The organism is Nevskia sp., assembly GCF_021732705.1.
GTDB lineage: Bacteria > Pseudomonadota > Gammaproteobacteria > Nevskiales > Nevskiaceae > Nevskia.
Genome location: NZ_JAKFUM010000008.1, coordinates 203,594 through 220,902, shown reverse-complemented (window position 1 = coordinate 220,902; position 17,309 = coordinate 203,594). Strand labels below are relative to the sequence as shown.

Here is a 17,309-nt window from a genome sequence, read left to right as displayed (position 1 = left end):
AAACCCCGCCGTCGAGTGCGTCGACGGCGGGGTGTGGTCACGACCGGTGCGCGATCAGCGCGCCGAGTGGCCCTTCAGCTCCACCTTCACCTTCTCGTGCGCTTCGAGGCCGGCGTAGTACGCGCGCAGCACCTTGAGCACTTCCGGGCGCGAGAACTGCGGCGGCACTTCGCCGTCCTCGCTCAGCAGCTTGCGCAGCTTGGTGCCGGACAGCAGCAGGCGGTGCGAGGCGTCGTGCGGGCAGGTCTTGGCCGACGACATGCCTTCGCAGGCGTCGCAGTAGAAGGTCCAGTCGATCTTCAGCGGCTTGGTTTCGAGCGCGCCGGCCGGAATCTCGTCGAAGATCGTCTGCGCGTCGAACGGGCCGTAGTAGTCGCCGACGCCGGCATGGTCGCGGCCGACGATCAGGTAGGTGCAGCCGTAGTTCTGGCGGAACACGGCATGCAGCAGCGCTTCGCGCGGGCCGGCGTAGCGCATGTCCAGCGGATAGCCGGACTGGATCACGGTGTTCTTGACGAAGTACTTCTCGATCAGCTGCGCGATCGCGTCCTGACGCACTTCAGCCGGGATGTCGCCGGGCTTCAGCTTGCCGAGCAGCGAGTGGATCATCACGCCGTCGCAGATTTCCACGGCGATCTTGGCCAGGTACTCATGGCTGCGATGCATCGGGTTGCGGGTCTGGAACGCGGCGATCGACTTCCAGCCGCGCTTCTCGAACTCGGCGCGGGTTTCGGCCGGCGTCATGTACATCTCGCCGTACTGCGTCGGGAACTCGGCCTGGCTCAGCACCTTGATCGGGCCGGCGAGGTTGACCTCGCCCTGCGCCATCACCATCGCGACACCGGGGTGGGCGGCGTCGGTGGTCTTGAACACGGTCTGGCACTCGTGCGCCTTGTCGATGCCGTACTTCTCGGTGACGGTCATCGTCGCGAGAATCTCGTTGCGCTCGGCGTCGAACAGCGCGATGTCGCTGCCGATGGCGAGCGTGCCGGCGGTCGCGGCATCGGTCGACAGCGTGATCGGAATCGGCCAGAACAGGCCGGCGGCGGTGTGCATCGTGTCGCAGACGCCCTGCCAGTCGGCCTTGGTCATGAAGCCGTCGAGCGGGGTGAAGCCGCCGATGCCGAGCATGATGATGTCGCCCGCTTCGCGCGAGCTGATGTGGACCTTCGGCAGCGTGGCGGCGCGCGCCAGTTCGGCGGCCAGCGCAGCCCCTTCGAGCAACAGCGGTTTCAGCGGGCCGCCACCATGCGGCCTGACCAGATTCGACATTTCGTTATTCCCAAGTGATGAGCTGACGCGCCGTCAGTATACGAAAGTCATGCCATCGGCCCGGTGACCGGACGGTCGATCGCCCGACCGGAGGGCCGCTCAGCTCAGCAGCATGCGCAGGCTGATGCCGGCGAGAAAGATCGCGAAGGCCCGTTTCAGCAGCTTCGGCGGCAGGCCATGGGCCAGTTTCGCGCCCCACGGCGCGGTGAACACGGACATCACCGCGATGCCGCCGAACGCGGCGAGATCGATGTAGCCGAGGCTCCATGGCGCCAGCCCGGCCACGCCATGGCCGTTGAGCGCGAAGCCGGCCGCGCCGGCCCAGGCGATCGGAATGCCGCAGGCCGCCGAGGTGCCGACGGCGCGCCGCATGTCGACATTGCAGGCGTTCAGGTACGGCACCGTCAGCGAGCCGCCACCGATGCCGATCAGTGCCGACAGCGCGCCGATGACGATGCCGACGATCCCGAGCCCGACCGTGCCCGGCGTTGCGCGGGTGGCCTTCGGCGTGGCGTCGATCAGCATCTGGATCGAGATCAGCAGCGCGCCGACGCCGACGCAGGTCTTCAGCGCATCGCTGCTGACGTGATGGGCGACGGCCGCGCCGATCAGGCTGCCGAGGACGATGCCGGGCGCCAGCTTCCAGAAAATCGGCCAGATCACGCCGCCACGGCCGTGGTGCGAGCGCGCCGAGGAGATCGCGGTCAGGCCGATCACGGCCAGCGAGGTGCCGATCGCGGACTGCATGACGACGTCCCGGGCCGTGCCGAGCGACGGCAGGATGAACGCCAGCGCCGGCACCACGATCAGGCCGCCGCCGACACCGAACAGGCCGGCCAGCAGGCCGGCGGCGGCGCCGGTCACGAGAAAGACGAGCAGGGTTTCCATCGAGCGTTCCGGCCTCAAGCGCGGCCGCGGCAGGCCGTAGAATTGCGAAGGTCGCGCAGCCTACCGCAAGGCAATGCCGCGGCCGCACGAACCTCGCGGCGATCCTGCGGGTCAGACAGGCATGATGATTCCCCTCCCGATTCGATTCTCCCGCGTTTCCGCCGCCGTTCTGGCCACTGCGTTCAGCGCGGGATTCGCACTGCCGCTGGCCGCGACCGCTCAGTCCGCGCCCGCCGCGGCCTCCCCCAGTGCGACCGTCGCGGCCACCGACGATCGCTACGCCGCCGTCCGCGCCGAATTCGTCGCCGCGCTGGCCACCGCCGAACTCGGCTCGCCGGCACCGGCGGACAGCGAGCGGCTGCGCGCCTATCCGATCTATCCGTGGCTGGTCGCGGCCCGCGTGCGCGCCACGCTGGCCCGCGCCAAGCCCGATGACGCCGCGGTCGACACCGCCGTCGCCGAATTCCTGAGCGCGAACGGCGATGCCCCGGTGACCCGCGACCTGCGCCGTGCGTGGCTCCTGAGCTTGGCCGAGCGCAAGCGCTGGGATCGCTACCTGAGCGCGCTGCCGGCGTCGCTGGCGGCGGCCGATCCGCTACTGCGCTGCCAGCAGTTCGCGGCCCGCATCGCGCTGATGCAGACCGAAGGCCTCGGCCCGGCCGTGGTCGAGCAATGGCAGGCGGCCGACAAGTCGCTGCCGGCCTGCGATGCCGCGTTCGACTGGGCCCGCGCGCAGAACCTGCTGACGCCGGCGCTGATCGAAGCGCGCGCGCGGCTGACGCTGAAGGCCGGCTACGGCGCGCTGGCGACGATCATTGCCGCACCGCTGCCGGCCGATCGGCTGGCGCTGATCCGGCAGTGGGCGGCGCTGATCGACAGCCCGGCGCGCGAGATCGACGCACTGATCGCCAACCCCGAACGCCCGGTCGATCTCGACGCGCTGGTCGATGGCTGGCAGCGCCTCGCCCGCAAGGATCCGGACGCCGCCGCCGCCCGCTTCGACGCGCTGCGCACCGCGCGCAAGCTCGACGCCGCCAGTGTCAGCCCGCTTGCCCGGGCGCTGGCGCTCGGCTACGCGTGGAGCCGGCGGCCGGAAGCGCTGCCGCTGTTCGCGCAGGTGCAGACGACGGATCGCGACGCGCTCGCGTCCGAGTGGTGGGCGCGTGCCGCGTTGTGGGCCGGCGACTGGAAGCAGGTGACGCAGGCCATCAACGGCATGGGTGCTGACGCGCGCGGCGAGCAGCGCTGGCGCTACTGGTCGGCCCGCGCGGCCGGCGAACTGAATGATCCGGCGGGCAAGGACTTGCTGGCGCAATTGGCTGCGGAAGATGGCTGGTATCCGGCGCTGGCGTCGGCGCGCATCGGGCAGCCCTATGCGCCGCATCCGCAGCCGGTGGCGGTCGATGCCACGGTGCTGGCGCAACTGGACCAGAAGCCGGGATTCGTCCGTGCCCGCGAACTGTTCCGCGCCAGCCAGCGGGGGCCGGCCGGACAGGAGTTCCAGGCTGCGTACGAAAGTCTCGACGACGCCGGCCGCCGCGCGGCGATCGCGCTGCCGATCCGCTGGGGCTGGTACGAGCAGGGCGTGGCCACGGCCTCGAAGCAGAAGGTGTTCACCGATTACGGCCTGCTGTATCCGCGGCCGTACGATGCGCCGGTCAAGGCCGGCGCGACGCTTTCCGGCCTGCCGGAAGCCTTGATCTACGGCGTGCTGCGCCAGGAAAGCCTGTACCGGGCCGATGCCGTGTCCCGCGCCAATGCCTACGGCCTGCTGCAGATGCTGCAGGAAACCGCGAATCGCACGGCGAAGAAATGGCAGCGGCCGGTGCCGAGCCGCACGGCGCTGTTCGATCCGAACGTCAACGTGCCGCTCGGCGCCGCGCATCTGCGCGACCTGATCGACCGTTTCAACGGTCAGTGGCCGCTGGCGATCGCCGGCTACAACGCCGGCCCGAACGCCGCCGCGCGCTGGCTGCCGACGACGCCGACGCCGGTCGATGTCTGGGTCGAGAACATTCCGTTCAACGAGACCCGCACCTATGTCCAGCGCGTGCTGTGGCACACGCTGGTGTTCGGCTGGCAGCAGGACGGCAAGCCTCAGAAGCTCGATCACTGGATCGCGCCGGTGGTCAAGCCGGGTGTCGTCGCGCCCGATCCGGCCGATCCCGCGCCGTGAGCAGCCCGCGATGAAGCGCTATCTCGTCGGCGGCGCCGTGCGCGATCGCCTGCTGAACCGGCCGTTCCACGAACGCGACTGGGTGGTCACCGGCGCCACGCCGGAAGACATGGTCGCCGCCGGCTACAAGCCGGTCGGCAAGGATTTCCCGGTGTTCCTGCACCCGGAAACCAAGGAAGAGCACGCGCTGGCGCGCACCGAGCGCAAGAGCGGCCGCGGCTATCACGGCTTCACCTTCCACACCGACCCCGAGGTCACGCTGGAACAGGACCTGATCCGGCGCGATCTGACCGTCAACGCGATGGCCGAGGACGAGCATGGCGCGCTGATCGACCCGTACGGCGGCGTGGCCGATCTCAATGCCCGCCGGCTGCGGCACGTGTCGGACGCTTTCGCCGAAGACCCGGTGCGGGTGCTGCGCATCGCCCGCTTCCACTCCCGCTACGCCGCGCTCGGCTTCAGCATCGCCCCGGAGACGATGGCGCTGATGCGGCAGATGGTCGACGACGGCGAGGTCGATCATTTGGTGCCCGAGCGGGTCTGGGCAGAGACCGCGCGGGCGCTGATGCAGGCGCAGCCGTCGGTCTACTTCACGACCCTGCGCGAATGCGGCGCGCTGAAGCGCCTGATGCCGGAAGTCGATGCCCTGTTCGGTGTCCCGCAGCCGGAAAAGCACCATCCGGAAATCGACACCGGCGTGCACGTGATGCTGGTGATCGACCGCGCCGCGAAGATCGAGGCGCCGCTCACCGTGCGCCTCGCCGCGCTCTGTCACGACTTCGGCAAGGCGCTGACGCCGGCGCATGTGCTGCCGAGCCACTACGGCCACGAGACCTCCGGCGTGCCGAGGGTCGAAGCGTTCTGCGAACGCCTGCGGGTGCCGGCCGACTGTCGCGACCTGGCGCTGCACGTCTGCCGCGAGCACCTGTACGTGCATCAGGCCTGCGACCTGCGCCCGAACACGCTGATGCAGCTGCTGGAACGGCTCGATGCCCTGCGCCGGCCGCAGCGCTTCGAGGAATTCCTGATCGCCTGCGAATGCGATGCCCGCGGCCGCACCGGGCTGGAGGATCGCCACTATCCCCAGCCGGATGTCCTGCGCGAAGCGTTCCGCCGGGTCGCGGCGGTCCCGCCATCGCAGGTGACGCGCGATGGTTTCGTCGGTGCCGCCATCGGCATCGAGCTGCGGGCACGGCGCGTCAGCGCGCTGCAGATGATGATGCGGGAGCCGGCGGCGGAGTAGCGGCCACCCGTGCTGCGAGCCGGCCGGCGCTCGCGGCACACGGTTCATTCAGCCCGAATCGGGTGGAATTCGCCGGAATTCGAACGAAATCGCGCGAATTCGGCGTCGATCAGGCTCAAACCTTTGTCCCGGCAACCGCATCTCAACCGCTTGCCCGCGGCGTAAACTCGGACCCTTCGCCGGTCCAGCACCTGCCGGCTCCCTTTCCAGACAGGACATTTCCGTGAAACGTACGCTACTGATCGCCGTCAGCGCAGCCCTGGTCTACGGCTGCGGCAAGTCGGCCGAAGCTCCCAAGACCGACGCGGCCCCAGCCGCGGCCGCCACGCCCGCCGCCCCGGTGGCGCTGACCTCGGGCATCGACACCGCCGGCATCGACGCCGCGACCCGCCCGCAGGACGACACCTACCGCCATCTGAACGGCAAGTGGCTCGACAGCTTCGAGATTCCGGCCGACAAGGCCCGCTACGGCTCGTTCACCAAGCTCAGCGACGATTCCGAAGCGCAGCTGCGCGCGATCATCGAGGCCGCGGCCGCCGACGAGAACGCCAAGCCGGGCACCGAGGCGCAGCAGATCGGCGATCTGTTCAAGAGCTTCATGGACGAAGCCAAGGCCGAGGAAGTGGGCATGAAGGCGCTCGAGGAGAGCCTCAAGTCGATTTCCGCGCTGCCGGACAAGAAGGGCATTCCGGCGATCATGTCCACGCTCGCGATCATCGGCGTCGGCTCGCCGGTCGTCCCGTTCATCCATCAGGACAACAAGGATTCGACCAAGTACATCGTCGACCTGTACCAGTACGGTCTCGGCCTGCCGGACCGTGACTACTACCTGAAGGACACCGACAAGTACAAGCAGAGCCGCAGCCAGTACCTCGCCCACATCGAGAAGATCCTGACCCTGGCCGGCGACGCGGATGCGGCGAAGAAGGCGAAGGCGATCTTCGCGTTCGAGACCGATCTGGCCAAGGTCCAGTGGGACAAGGTCGAGAACCGCAATCCGGTCAAGACCTACAACAAGGTCACGCTCGCCGACCTGCCGAAGCTGGCCCCGGGCTTCGACTTCAAGTCCTACTTCGAAGCCGGCGGCATGGACGGCAAGTTCGACTACGTCATCGTCAGCCAGCCGACCTACATCACGGCGATGGCCAAGCTGATCGGCAAGGCACCGCTCGACACGCTCAAGGCCTACTTCAAGTGGCACCTGCTGAACGAGTTCGCGCCGTACCTGAACAAGGCGTTCGTCGACGAGAACTTCGCGTTCTACGGCACCGCGCTGCGCGGCATTCCGGAACAGCGTCCGCGCTGGAAGCGCGGCGTCGAGGTGGTCGAGACCGCGATCGGCGAAGGCGTCGGCAAGCTCTATGTCGAGAAGCATTTCCCGGCTGCCAGCAAGACCCGCATGGAAGCGCTGGTCAAGAACCTGCTCGAGTCGTACAAGACCTCGATCGACACGCTGGACTGGATGAGCCCGGAAACCAAGAAGGAAGCCCAGGCCAAGCTCGCCAAGTTCACGCCGAAGATCGGCTACCCGAACCAGTGGCGCGACTACTCCAAGCTGGTGATCGCGCCGGATGACCTGATCGGCAACCTCGCCCGCGCCCGTGCCTTCGAGTACGACCGCAACCTGAACAAGCTCGGTGCGCCGATCGACCGCAACGAGTGGGGCATGACGCCGCAGACGGTCAACGCCTACTACAACCCGGAACAGAACGAGATCGTGTTCCCGGCCGCGATCCTGCAGCCGCCGTTCTTCAACGCCGCTGCCGACGACGCCGTGAACTACGGCGGCATCGGTGCCGTCATCGGCCACGAGATCAGCCACGGCTTCGACGATCAGGGCAGCCAGTACGACGGCGACGGCAACCTGCGCCAGTGGTTCACCGAATCGGACCTGAAGAACTTCAAGGCCAAGACCGAGGCGCTGGTGGCGCAGTACGCCGCTTACGAGCCGGTCAAGGGCTACCACGTCGACGGCAAGCTGACGCTCGGCGAGAACATCGCCGACCTGTCCGGCCTCGCCATCGCCTACAAGGCCTACCGCCTGAGCCTCGGCGGCAAGGAAGCGCCGGTGATCGACGGCCTGACCGGCGACCAGCGCTTCTTCCTCGGCTGGGCCCAGGTCTGGCGCGGCAAGGATCGCGAAGCCGAAGCGATCCGCCGTCTGACGGTCGATCCGCACTCGCCGCCGTCGGTGCGCGGCAACGCCACGCTGGTCAACCAGAGCGGCTTCTACGAAGCGTTCGGCGTCAAGGAAGGCGACAAGATGTATCTGGCGCCGGAGAAGCGCGTCAGCATCTGGTAAGCCTCCTGTCGTGAGGCGTCGAACGACGCCGTGCTGAAACGAAGGGCCGGTGGCGACACCGGCCCTTTTTCGTGGATGATCGAAGCAGTCCCGGCGACAGACCGGGTCACCCGCGAGAGGAGCGATCGACCATGAACCGCCTCACCGCCGAAGACTGGGCCGCGCTGGAACGCATCGAACACGGCCAATGCGCGCTCGACGCCGCGACCGCCGCCCGCCTGACGCCCTGCGCGCTGATCGAAGAGAAAAGCCCCGGCGCGGGGCGTTACGCCCTGACCCCCGCCGGCTGGCATGCGCTGCGGCAGCATCGGCGGCTGGATCCGGATTGAGCGCGGTCTGGATTCGGACTTCGGAAACGCTCGGGATGCGGTGGTCGAAGCATCGGAATCGCGCCACCTCGCGTTCCCCTGAATGCTGCGCCGTGTCGATCACGAACCGCTCGCTCGGCGCGACGTCGCACCTCGGCAGGTGTACTGACAGCCGTGCCCGTGGCCACCACTTGCCGAGCACTTGCACTAGGCCGGCAAAAGATATTGAGTCCGTACCGGATTGAAGACAGCCGGGCCTTGGAATCGGGAGCAAGCAATGGCAAAGGATGTCGCACAAACAATGACAGCCGATCAAATCCTTGACGTCACGCTGTCGGCCAACACGATATGCGCCGACGGGGAAGTCAACGCGTACGAGATCAGAAACGAGTTGGTTGTCGAGGCCGACAAGGCACGCGTCCGATACGAAAACGGCGTGACGCTGCCCATTCACGCCCGGGCCCTGCTGCAAGATGTGGCAAGAAAGCGCCGTCACTCGCGCATACTCGGTCGCAATCTATGCAGGCAATCTCGACAGGCTCGGCCAGCGAAAGTCGAAGCGCATCACATCGTCGCCTGCCGGGATGAGCGTGCCAATAACGCGCGGAGGTTGCTGTTTCGCTGGGGAATTGCGATCAACGATGCCGATAACGGCGTCTTTTTGCCGATCGCTCATCATGCATTGGAAGGCTTCCCGGGAGCAGTCAAGCATCGCTCCATTCATACCGCCCGGTATTTTCTGGAGGTCGATGCGAGGCTGCGCCCTGTTGCAAAAGAACCTTCGCTGAAAGGTCGCCTTGAGTTGCGCGGGATACGAACCGAGCTTCTGGAAGGGACATTTCCTCATTGAGGTCGAATGCCATGACGGTCTGGGAGTTCCGCAATGCTGACGTCAATCGCTACGCGCTGTGGACGAATGCCGATGTCGTCGATCTGGATGACGGGCTGTTCGATATCGGAGGCGTTGCGCTGAACTGGCCGCGTCGGCCACGGCTGACGGCTTTCGTCGAGCCCCGAACGCGCAAAGCGAAACCGCAGGCCGATATCGGCGCCCTTCAACCGGGGGCCGTGCTGCTCAATGCCCGCGCACACGACGCACTGTCAGCGTTTCTCGGCGCGTTCGGGCAACTGCTGGAGGTGGATTGCGACGGTCGGCCCGGCTGGTTCTACAACGTCACGACCGTCATCGACGCGCTTGATGGCGACAACAGCGAGTACCGCGCCAGCGGTGCCGTTGCCCGCGAAGCTTTCGTTGCCGGGCGCATTCCCGTCGAACCCGTCGTGTTCAAGGTTCCGCAGACGGCAACGGTGAAGCTGTACGTCAACGACGCTGCCCGTCGGGTGATCGAGGCGCGCATCGCAGCGGCCGGACTGACCGGCGCCGAGTTCGTCGTGCCGGGCAGTCGTTGAGTGGCGGAATGCGGAAGCCTGCGGGCCGCGGCTACCCGGCGCGTAATGCGTCTTTACCAATGCTCGCCCTTGAAGACATTGGCGAACACCACCTGCTCCAAGGTCGGCTTGTCGGACTTGCGGTCCTTGTCCTTGGCGCCCTTGGCGGCGGTCGATGACGGGAACAGCTGGAAGCCCTTCGACAGGATGTAGTCGTTGAGCTTCGGCCACACGGCGTACGACAGGGCGGCGGCCGTGCCGAGCGGGGTGGCGATCGACTTCGGTTCCTCGACGATGGCCTTGATCACGGTGTCGGCGGCATCGTCCGGGGACCAGGTCGGGATGTACGAGTAGATCTTGGTCGGCGCGATCATCGGGGTGCGCACCAGCGGCATGTAGATCGCCGTCGTGCGGATGTTGCTGCTCTTGACCTCGGCCGACAGGCAGCGGGTGAAGGCATCGAGCGCGGCCTTCGAGGCCACGTAAGCGGAGAAGCGCGCGGCGTTGGCCAGCACGCCGATTGAGCTGATGTTGATGATGTGGCCTTCGCGGCGCTCGGTCATCGTCGGCAGCAGCGCCATGATCAGACGCACGGCACCGTAGTAGTTCAGCTCCATCGTGCGTTCGAAGTCGTGGAAGCGGTCGAAGCTTTCCATCACCGCGCGGCGGATCGAGCGACCGGCGTTGTTGATCAGGATGTCGACGTGGCCGAAGTCGCGCAGCACCTTCGCGGCCATCTCGTCGATCGCCTTCATGTCGATCAGGTCGCAGGGGTAGACGTAGCTCTCGCCACCGGCCTTGGCGATGATGTTCTGGGTCTCGATCAGGTTCTGCTCGGTGCGCGCGACGAGGATCACCTTGGCGCCGGCGATCGCGAGGTTCTTCGCGGTGGTGAAGCCGATGCCGCTCGACGCACCGGTGACCAGGATCACCTTGCCCTGCACCTTCGCGATCAGCTCCGGGCTCGGCTCGTAGTGGATGTCGAGGAACTGCTCCCAGAACGACCACAGGTTCTTCGCGTAGTCGCGGAACTCGGGGCACTTGATGCCGGTGCCCTTCAGTGCGGCGCGGGCGTTCTTGTCGTCGAACACCGCGCGGTTGGTGATGTAGCCGAGCACCGAGATCGGCGCGCCGATGGCCTTGGCGATCTGATTCTTCACCGAGTTCGGCAGCGCACCGCCCATCTGGCCGCCGAGCTTGCGCATCGCCGCCGGCATCGTCGGCAGATCGAACTTGCGCGCGAAGCGCGGGCCGTGCGCCGCGCGCAGGATCGACTGGATGACGTCGCCGACGCTCGGGCTGTTCGACTGCACGAGGTGGAAGGTCTGGCCGTTGCGGTTCGGCACGTGGGCGATGGCATCGATGGCATCGGCGACGTAGTCGACCGGCGCGATCGGCACCTTGCCGCCTTCGATGCCGAGCAGCGGCAGCCACTTCGGAATGCGGTGGCTCAGCTTCTGGATGGTCTTGAAGAAGTAGTAGGGGCCGTCGATCTTGTCCATCTCGCCGGTCTGCGAGTGACCGACGACGGCACCCGGGCGATAGACCCGGAACGGCACCTTGGCTTCATTGCGGACGATCTGCTCGCTCTGGAACTTGGTGCGGAAGTACGGATGCTTGACCGGCTGGCCTTCGTCGAACATCTCTTCGGTGAAGCGGCCGTTGTAGTCGCCGCCGGCGACCGCGACGCTCGACACGTGATGCAGCACGATGCCGCCGCCGAGCGCATTGGCGAACGCCACGACATTGCGCGTGCCTTCGTTGTTGATGCGATCGCCCTGCTCGTCGCTCATGTTCATGTCGTAGACGGCGGCGAGATGGAACAGGTGATCGACCTTGCCCTTGAGCGTCTTCAGGTCCGCCGCCGACACCAGACCCGGCGTGGTGATGTCGCCGGCGACCATGACCAGCCGGTCTGCGGCATCGCCATAGCGCTCCTGCAGTGCGCTGAACTTGTCTTCCGACGAGGCCCGCACCAGCACGTGGACAGTCGCGTCCTCGCGCGCGAGCAGGCGTTCGATCAGGTGCTTGCCGATGAAACCGGTCGCGCCGGTGACGAAGTAGTTCATGGATCTCCTCGGGCCCTGGGCAGGCCACTGGGCCGAAGTCCGGCCGGTTCTGGTTGGTATTGCCGGCTATCGTAAGCCGCGCCGCCGCGCACAACCACACGGGGGCGGCCGACGTCGGAACGGCATCCGCATCCGAGGCCGGTTCAGTGGCCGCTGCGATTGCGGCCTTCGAACTCGACCGGCGTCGCCGGATCGAGCTGCCGCTGCAGCGTGTGCAAGGCGTCCTGGTATTCGAGGCTGATGTCGTAGCGCAGCCGCAGCGGTGCCGACTGCCGGCCGTCCGGCGCAATGGCGATCGCCGTCATCGTCACCGGCGCGGCGACGTAGACCGGTGCGCGATACAGCGCCGCACCGCTGTCCGGCATCGTGCCGGCGGTGGAGTAGACGATCAGCGCGCCGGGTTCGCTGGCGGTCAGCGTGATCGTCGCCGGGTCGGCATACGGACCGGGCGGCGGCGAGGCCGCCAAGGTCAACGGTACCGACGACACCGCGGCCGGGCGCCGGGCAAAGCGCGCCATCGGGCTCGACAGGCCGGTGCGCGGGTTGTGCGCATAGCAGGTCAGCCATTGATCCGCGGGAATCGCGGCGGCGCGCAGCATTGGCGTGGCGCGGTCCGGATAGCGGCCGCCGGCGGCGCAGTGCAGCGCGGTGTCGGGCGTCGTCGCCTGCACGGTGTCGCCGCGCTGCGCGAGTTGCGGCGGCGCGGCCGGCGGCACCGCTTCGTCGGCGGCGCGCAGGAAATCGACGATGACCGCCATCGTCGCCGGCTCCCGCGGCAGTTCCAGATGGCCGTAGCCGCCGGCCCAGGTGTCGGCCGCCCGGTTGAACGCGATGTTCGTCGCACCGGCGAGTGCCGGGCTGTCCTGCAGCGGCTCGGGGAACAGCACGTCGTAGCGGCCGGTGCCGTCGTACAGGGTCATCATCCGCGTGGCACCGGCGGTTTCGCCGCCGGCATTGAGCTGCGCCAGCCACGGGCTGCCGACCGCCAGCTCGAAGCTCGCGATCCGGCTCGGGCCGCGGGCATCGGGCAGCGCGGTCCAGACGCCGTGGTTGGCGCCGGCCACGGCGACGAAGTTGCGCACCTCGTGCCAGCGGTTGGTCTGCGTCAGCCATTGCCGCACCGCCGTGACGCCGAGCGAATGGGCGACGATGTCGAACTGCCGGATCCGCCGGCCGGCGCGTTTCGACAGGTAACGCTGCACCTCGTCGACGAAGGCGTTCAGCGTCGGCGCCGACAGGTCGTTGCTGTCGAAGGTGGTGGTGCCGCCGTGGCCATGGCTCGGCGCCCAGAGCTCGTCGTCGCGGTAGCCGGCCGCGCGGAAATACGTGCGCGCCTTGTTCCAGTACGTCGCGTCGACGGTGTTACCGTGGATGAACAGCACCGGCGTGTGGCTCGGGCTGCCCGGGGCTGGCTCGCCGTGGCCGGCCGGATCGCCCCCCCAGCCGTAGATCGGCCGGCCGGTGGCGGTGCTGATCGGCGGCGTGAAGCCTCGCGGGAACGCGCGTTCGTGCGGATAGGCGTCACGCGGGCCGGTGCTGGCGCAACCCGACATCCCGAGCGCGGCGATGCAGGCCGTCCTCATCGCCAGCGTCCAACGCGCCTTCCGCCGCCCGCTTCCCGCCGCGCGAACCGGATTCACGGCGCGAACAGCAGGAACACGAGCCGCAGCTCGAAGAACGGCGAGGCGGTGATCGCCGCTGCTTCCTGCACGCCGGTCAGGCGCGCGCTCTGGCGGGCGGACGCGACCTCGGTGTCGGCATTGCACGGCGACTGCGGGCAGACGTAGTACGGCACCGTGATCTGCGAGCCGCGCCCGGCAATCGGCAGCGCTGCGCGCAGACTGATCACGGTCGACGCGCGATAGATGTAGCTGAAGCCGGCGGTGACGAGGGCATTCGAGACGCCGCGATCGCGATAGCGGCCCGGCACCGGCGCCAGATAGAAGGCATCGAGCAGCGTGCATTGCGCCGCCGGCACCAGCAGCGTGTTGCAGGCAGTGGACGGCGGCACCGGCTGGTCGGCCAGGTTCAGCGTGACATCGTCGTAGCGGTTGTCGGTCAGCGAGCGCGTGTAGGTGAAGCCGGCTTCGGCATACCAGTGCTCGTCGAGCTTCCAGGCGAGGTTGGTTTCGAGGTTCAGCAGGTGGCCGGGCCGCGTCGGCGTCAGGCCGCCGTAGGCCGGTGCGCTGTTCCTGCCGTTCAGCTGCAGCGCTGCGGTGCTGTCGATCGACAGCTTGCCGAACCAGTCCTGGTGATGCGACACCTGCGGAATGACCGTCCAGTAGCGAGTGCCGATGTTCAGCAGCGAGTCGCGCTGGTAGCTGCCGACCGGCAGCTTGGCGGTGATCGTGTACAGCGCGTTGGCGTGCAGCGGGCCCCAGTGATGCTCGTCGCCGTAGATGCCGGCGAGCACGAAGACATCGCCGATGCCGGACGCGCTCGTGGTCAGCCCGAACTGGCGTGACAGGTCGTTGATCGCGCCGGTGCCGTGCTGACGGCCGGCGGTGCCGATGATGCGGAACACCTGATCGTGCTTGGACACGAACGGCAGGCTCGTGTCCTCGAACAGGTTGCCGACCCACAGATAGCGGGCCAGCAGCAGCTGCGCGTTGATCGACTCGCCCGGCGGAATCGCGGTGTTGCCGAGTGCCACCTTGTTGCCGTCGGCATCCCAGATCCGATCAATTGAACTGTAGATGTACGTCGTGTCGAGGTAGGTGCCGCGCGGCGGCTTGGCGTATTCGGAAACATGCGGCGTGAACACGACGCCGGCGCTGGCCGGCAGTGCCACCGACAAGGCCATCGCCCATACGGCGGCGAAGCGCCTCATGGCCCACCCTGACTGCTGCGCGGCTGCCAGCGCAGCTGCAGCTGGAAGCTGTCGGACGCGAAGGTCCGCGCGCTGCCGAGGCCGTCGATGCCATCGCTGCCGTTCGAGCGCGGGTTGCAGGCGTTCAACGCTTCGCAGTTCTGCAACTGCGCGAGATACGGCACGGTCGCGCTGCCGCTGCGACCGGACAGCGGATGGCTCCAGGCCGCGCCGAGCCACAGCCGCTGCGTCACGAACACGCCCAGCCCGACCTGCAGCCGCTGCTCGCGGGTGCCGCCGTCGCGGACGGCGGCCGGGTCCGGAAACGTGTCGTTCAGCAGCGGCGCATCCGGTGGATTCGCCGTCGCCCGCACGTTCCGGTACTCGTTCGCCGCGCCATCGCGCCACGTGTACGAGACCTGCGCGTGGACGCTGCGCCAGAGCTTGCGCGCGAGGGTCGCGTCGAACGACAGGTCGCGCCCGGCCTGCGTCGGGGCCTGCGCGTTGAACGCCGGCTCCTGATCCGCGCCATACCAGCGGCCGCGGACGCCGGCATCGAGCCGGAAGCCGTTCAGCAGCGCCTGCGACGGCTGCCAGTGCACACCGAGCCGGGCACCGTAGGCGAATACCGAATCGCCGGCGTTGTTCGGCGCGCTCGGGTCATGGGCGCCGATCGGCAGGCGCAACTCGGCAAGCAGCACGGCCGAGAACGGCGTGGCGCTGCGCGTGCGCCAGTCGCCGGAGCCGACGAGAAACGGCCCGATCGCGAGCTCGATGTCGCTGATGCCGGCCTTCGCCGGCGGATCGCCGGCCGCGGCCTGCCGATCGCGCAGCGGGCCCTTGGTGGAGGTTTCGGCATAACCCAGCGCGGCGCGCGCCTGCCACAGCCGGGACGACACGAACGGCAGCTTCGCCGCCTCGAAGGCCGGGAACTGCCAGTCGAAACCGAGCTGGAAGCGGGTCAGCGGAAATTCGTTGCCGGCGCCGTAGCTCGGCACCACGCCGGACTGCCGCGCCCCGCTGGCACTGAAACTCTGGTCGCGCGGGTCCTGCAGCACGGTGGCGCCGACGATCAGGCCCGGATAGCGCGCCCGGTAGCGGCCGCTGTCGAGCGACAGGTCCGGATGCGTCTGCCCCTGTGCCAGCGCCGGCAGCACGATGATCAGCGCGACGGCCGCGGCGCGGATCATGCCGCGACCGCCTGCGTGGCCGCCGCGTGCAGCGCCCGCGCTTCGTGGCGCAGCACCTTGCCGGCGGCGCTGCGCGGCAGGCTGTCGACGACCCGCAGCACGGCCGGGCGCTTGTAGCCGGCCAGCCGCTCGCGCAGCGCTTCGCGCACGGCGGCGACATCGATCGCGCTGCCGACTTTCGCCACCAGCAGCGCGACGCCGGTCTCGCCCCAGCGCGCGTCCGGCCAGCCGAACACGCAGGCTTCGGCCACGCCCGGGCACTGCAGCAGCGCAGCCTCGACCTCGGCCGGATAGACGTTCTCCCCGCCGGAGATGTACAGATCCTTGAGCCGCCCGCGGATGCGGAACAGGCCGCTCGCGTCGCGGCTGGCGAGATCGCCGGTGCGCAGCCAACCGTCGTGCAGGCTGCTGTCGCGCTCGCCATTCGCGGTCAGATAGCCGGCGCAGATCTGCGGCCCGGCCAGACACAGTTCGCCGACTTCATCGCTGCCGGCTTCGCTGCCGTCGGCGCAGCGGATCAGCGCCTGCATCCGCGGCATCGGCCGGCCGACGGCATCCGGATGCCGCGCCGCTTCGGCGTCATCGATCACGAAGCAGTTGACGCCGGCCTCGGTCATGCCGAAGCCCTGCCGGAACGGAATGCCGCGCGCCGCGAAGGCATCCCGCAGCGGCGGCGGACACGGCGCGCCGCCGCTGATCGCGAAGCGGACGGCAGACAGGTCGGTCGCGGCGAAGGTCGGCTCGGCGACCAGCATCTGGAACATCGTCGGCACCATGAACATCAGGCTCGCGCGGTGGCGCTCGGCCAGCGCCAGATAGGCGGCCGGCTCGAAGCGCGGCATCAGCACCACCGTGCCGCCAACGCGCAGCAGCGGCAGGCTCAGGACATGGGCCGAGGCATGGAACGACGGCGTGCACTGGATCGCGCAGTCGCCGGCCGTGATGCCCCAGGCGGCGGCGGTGTCGTCGGCATTGCCGAGCGTCTGGCGATACGGCAGGCAGGCGCCTTTCGGGCGGCCGGTGCTGCCGCCGGTGAACAGGATCACGTGGATGCTGTCGTCGTCGAGGCCCTCGACCGGCGGCAGCGCGGGGGCGCTCGCATCGACCTCGACTCCGGCCAGCCAGGCGTCGTGATCGCTGATCCGGACGGTGGCGATCGCCAGCGGCAGCACGCGTGGCAGCGCCTCGTCATCGGCCAGCATCAGCTTCGGCGTGACGATGGTGACCTGCTCGGCCAGCTCCGTCGCGCCGAGCCGCGTGTTCAGCGGCACCGCGAGGATGCCGAGCTTCGGCGCGGCCAGCAGCAAATCGAGATGGGCGACGTGATTGGCGGCGACGATGCCGACCCGATCCCCGGCGCGCAGGCCGAGGTCGTGCAGGCGGCGGGCAAGCTGCCGCGCGCGGCGATCGAGGTCGGCGAAGCTGTATCGGCTGTCAGCTAGGCACAGCGCCAAGCCTTCCGGGTCCGCCTGCAATGCGGGGTGCAGCAGCTCCAGCGATGTCCGGATCGACGTGGGCGGCACAGAACGTAGGGTGGGCGGGCCGGGGATCGCGAAGGCGACCCGCTAGCGGCCGCTCCACTGTACCGGAAGCGCAGGGTCGGTCGGCAAGCGAATGCGTTCAGGCCCGGTCGGACGTGATGGCGGGCGGTTCGGCTGGGCCC

Annotated in this window: 13 protein-coding genes; 6 read left to right on the top strand and 7 right to left on the bottom strand. The window is 68.4% G+C overall.

Features of this window, described 5'->3' with window-relative positions; genetic code table 11:
- Positions 1–54: 54 nt before the first annotated feature.
- The gene (gene sat / locus QZ951_RS10390; protein WP_293000501.1) at positions 55–1,272 is read right to left on the bottom strand and encodes a sulfate adenylyltransferase; all 1,218 of its coding nucleotides are present in this window, start codon (positions 1,270–1,272) and stop codon (positions 55–57) included.
- Positions 1,273–1,371: 99 nt separating this feature from the next.
- Positions 1,372–2,160: a sulfite exporter TauE/SafE family protein gene (locus QZ951_RS10385; protein WP_293000500.1), complete on the bottom strand. Its 789-nt coding sequence runs from the start codon at positions 2,158–2,160 to the stop codon at positions 1,372–1,374.
- Between the two features lie 121 nt (positions 2,161–2,281).
- Here QZ951_RS10385 and QZ951_RS10380 point away from each other — a divergent pair, with 121 nt between their 5' ends.
- The 6 genes from QZ951_RS10380 to QZ951_RS10355 all read left to right on the top strand — a co-directional run bounded on the left by QZ951_RS10380 (position 2,282) and on the right by QZ951_RS10355 (position 9,599).
- Positions 2,282–4,336 carry a lytic transglycosylase domain-containing protein gene (locus QZ951_RS10380; protein WP_293000499.1) on the top strand — a complete coding sequence of 685 codons (2,055 nt, stop codon included), beginning with the start codon at positions 2,282–2,284 and terminating at the stop codon, positions 4,334–4,336.
- 10 nt (positions 4,337–4,346) lie between these two features.
- Entirely contained in the window at positions 4,347–5,579 is a 1,233-nt protein-coding gene (locus tag QZ951_RS10375; protein WP_293000498.1) for a multifunctional CCA addition/repair protein, read from the top strand.
- Between the two features lie 223 nt (positions 5,580–5,802).
- The gene (locus tag QZ951_RS10370) at positions 5,803–7,881 is read left to right on the top strand and encodes a M13-type metalloendopeptidase (RefSeq protein ID WP_293000497.1); all 2,079 of its coding nucleotides are present in this window, start codon (positions 5,803–5,805) and stop codon (positions 7,879–7,881) included.
- A 131-nt stretch (positions 7,882–8,012) separates the two neighbouring features.
- Positions 8,013–8,210 carry a hypothetical protein gene (locus QZ951_RS10365; protein WP_293000496.1) on the top strand — a complete coding sequence of 66 codons (198 nt, stop codon included), beginning with the start codon at positions 8,013–8,015 and terminating at the stop codon, positions 8,208–8,210.
- Between the two features lie 256 nt (positions 8,211–8,466).
- Complete coding sequence (locus QZ951_RS10360; protein WP_293000495.1) at positions 8,467–9,039, top strand: AHH domain-containing protein; 573 nt, start codon at positions 8,467–8,469, stop codon at positions 9,037–9,039.
- A gap of 11 nt (positions 9,040–9,050) precedes the next feature.
- Positions 9,051–9,599 (top strand): hypothetical protein, encoded by a 549-nt coding sequence (locus tag QZ951_RS10355; RefSeq protein ID WP_293000494.1) that lies wholly within the window; start codon positions 9,051–9,053, stop codon positions 9,597–9,599.
- Positions 9,600–9,652: 53 nt separating this feature from the next.
- Here QZ951_RS10355 and QZ951_RS10350 read toward each other — a convergent pair whose 3' ends face one another.
- The 5 genes from QZ951_RS10350 to QZ951_RS10330 all read right to left on the bottom strand — a co-directional run bounded on the left by QZ951_RS10350 (position 9,653) and on the right by QZ951_RS10330 (position 17,169).
- Positions 9,653–11,647 (bottom strand): SDR family oxidoreductase, encoded by a 1,995-nt coding sequence (locus tag QZ951_RS10350; protein WP_293000493.1) that lies wholly within the window; start codon positions 11,645–11,647, stop codon positions 9,653–9,655.
- Between the two features lie 143 nt (positions 11,648–11,790).
- Entirely contained in the window at positions 11,791–13,230 is a 1,440-nt protein-coding gene (locus QZ951_RS10345; RefSeq protein WP_293000492.1) for a chitobiase/beta-hexosaminidase C-terminal domain-containing protein, read from the bottom strand.
- A 53-nt stretch (positions 13,231–13,283) separates the two neighbouring features.
- Positions 13,284–14,477 carry a transporter gene (locus tag QZ951_RS10340; protein WP_293000491.1) on the bottom strand — a complete coding sequence of 398 codons (1,194 nt, stop codon included), beginning with the start codon at positions 14,475–14,477 and terminating at the stop codon, positions 13,284–13,286.
- On the bottom strand, positions 14,474–15,646 hold the full coding sequence (locus QZ951_RS10335) for a transporter (protein WP_293000490.1): 1,173 nt from the start codon (positions 15,644–15,646) through the stop codon (positions 14,474–14,476). The genes QZ951_RS10340 and QZ951_RS10335 overlap by 4 nt, the downstream gene beginning before the upstream one ends.
- A complete protein-coding gene (locus tag QZ951_RS10330; RefSeq protein ID WP_293000489.1) occupies positions 15,643–17,169 on the bottom strand; it encodes an AMP-binding protein in 1,527 nt (508 codons plus the stop codon). Before QZ951_RS10330 ends, QZ951_RS10335 begins: the two co-directional genes overlap by 4 nt.
- Positions 17,170–17,309 lie beyond the last annotated feature (140 nt).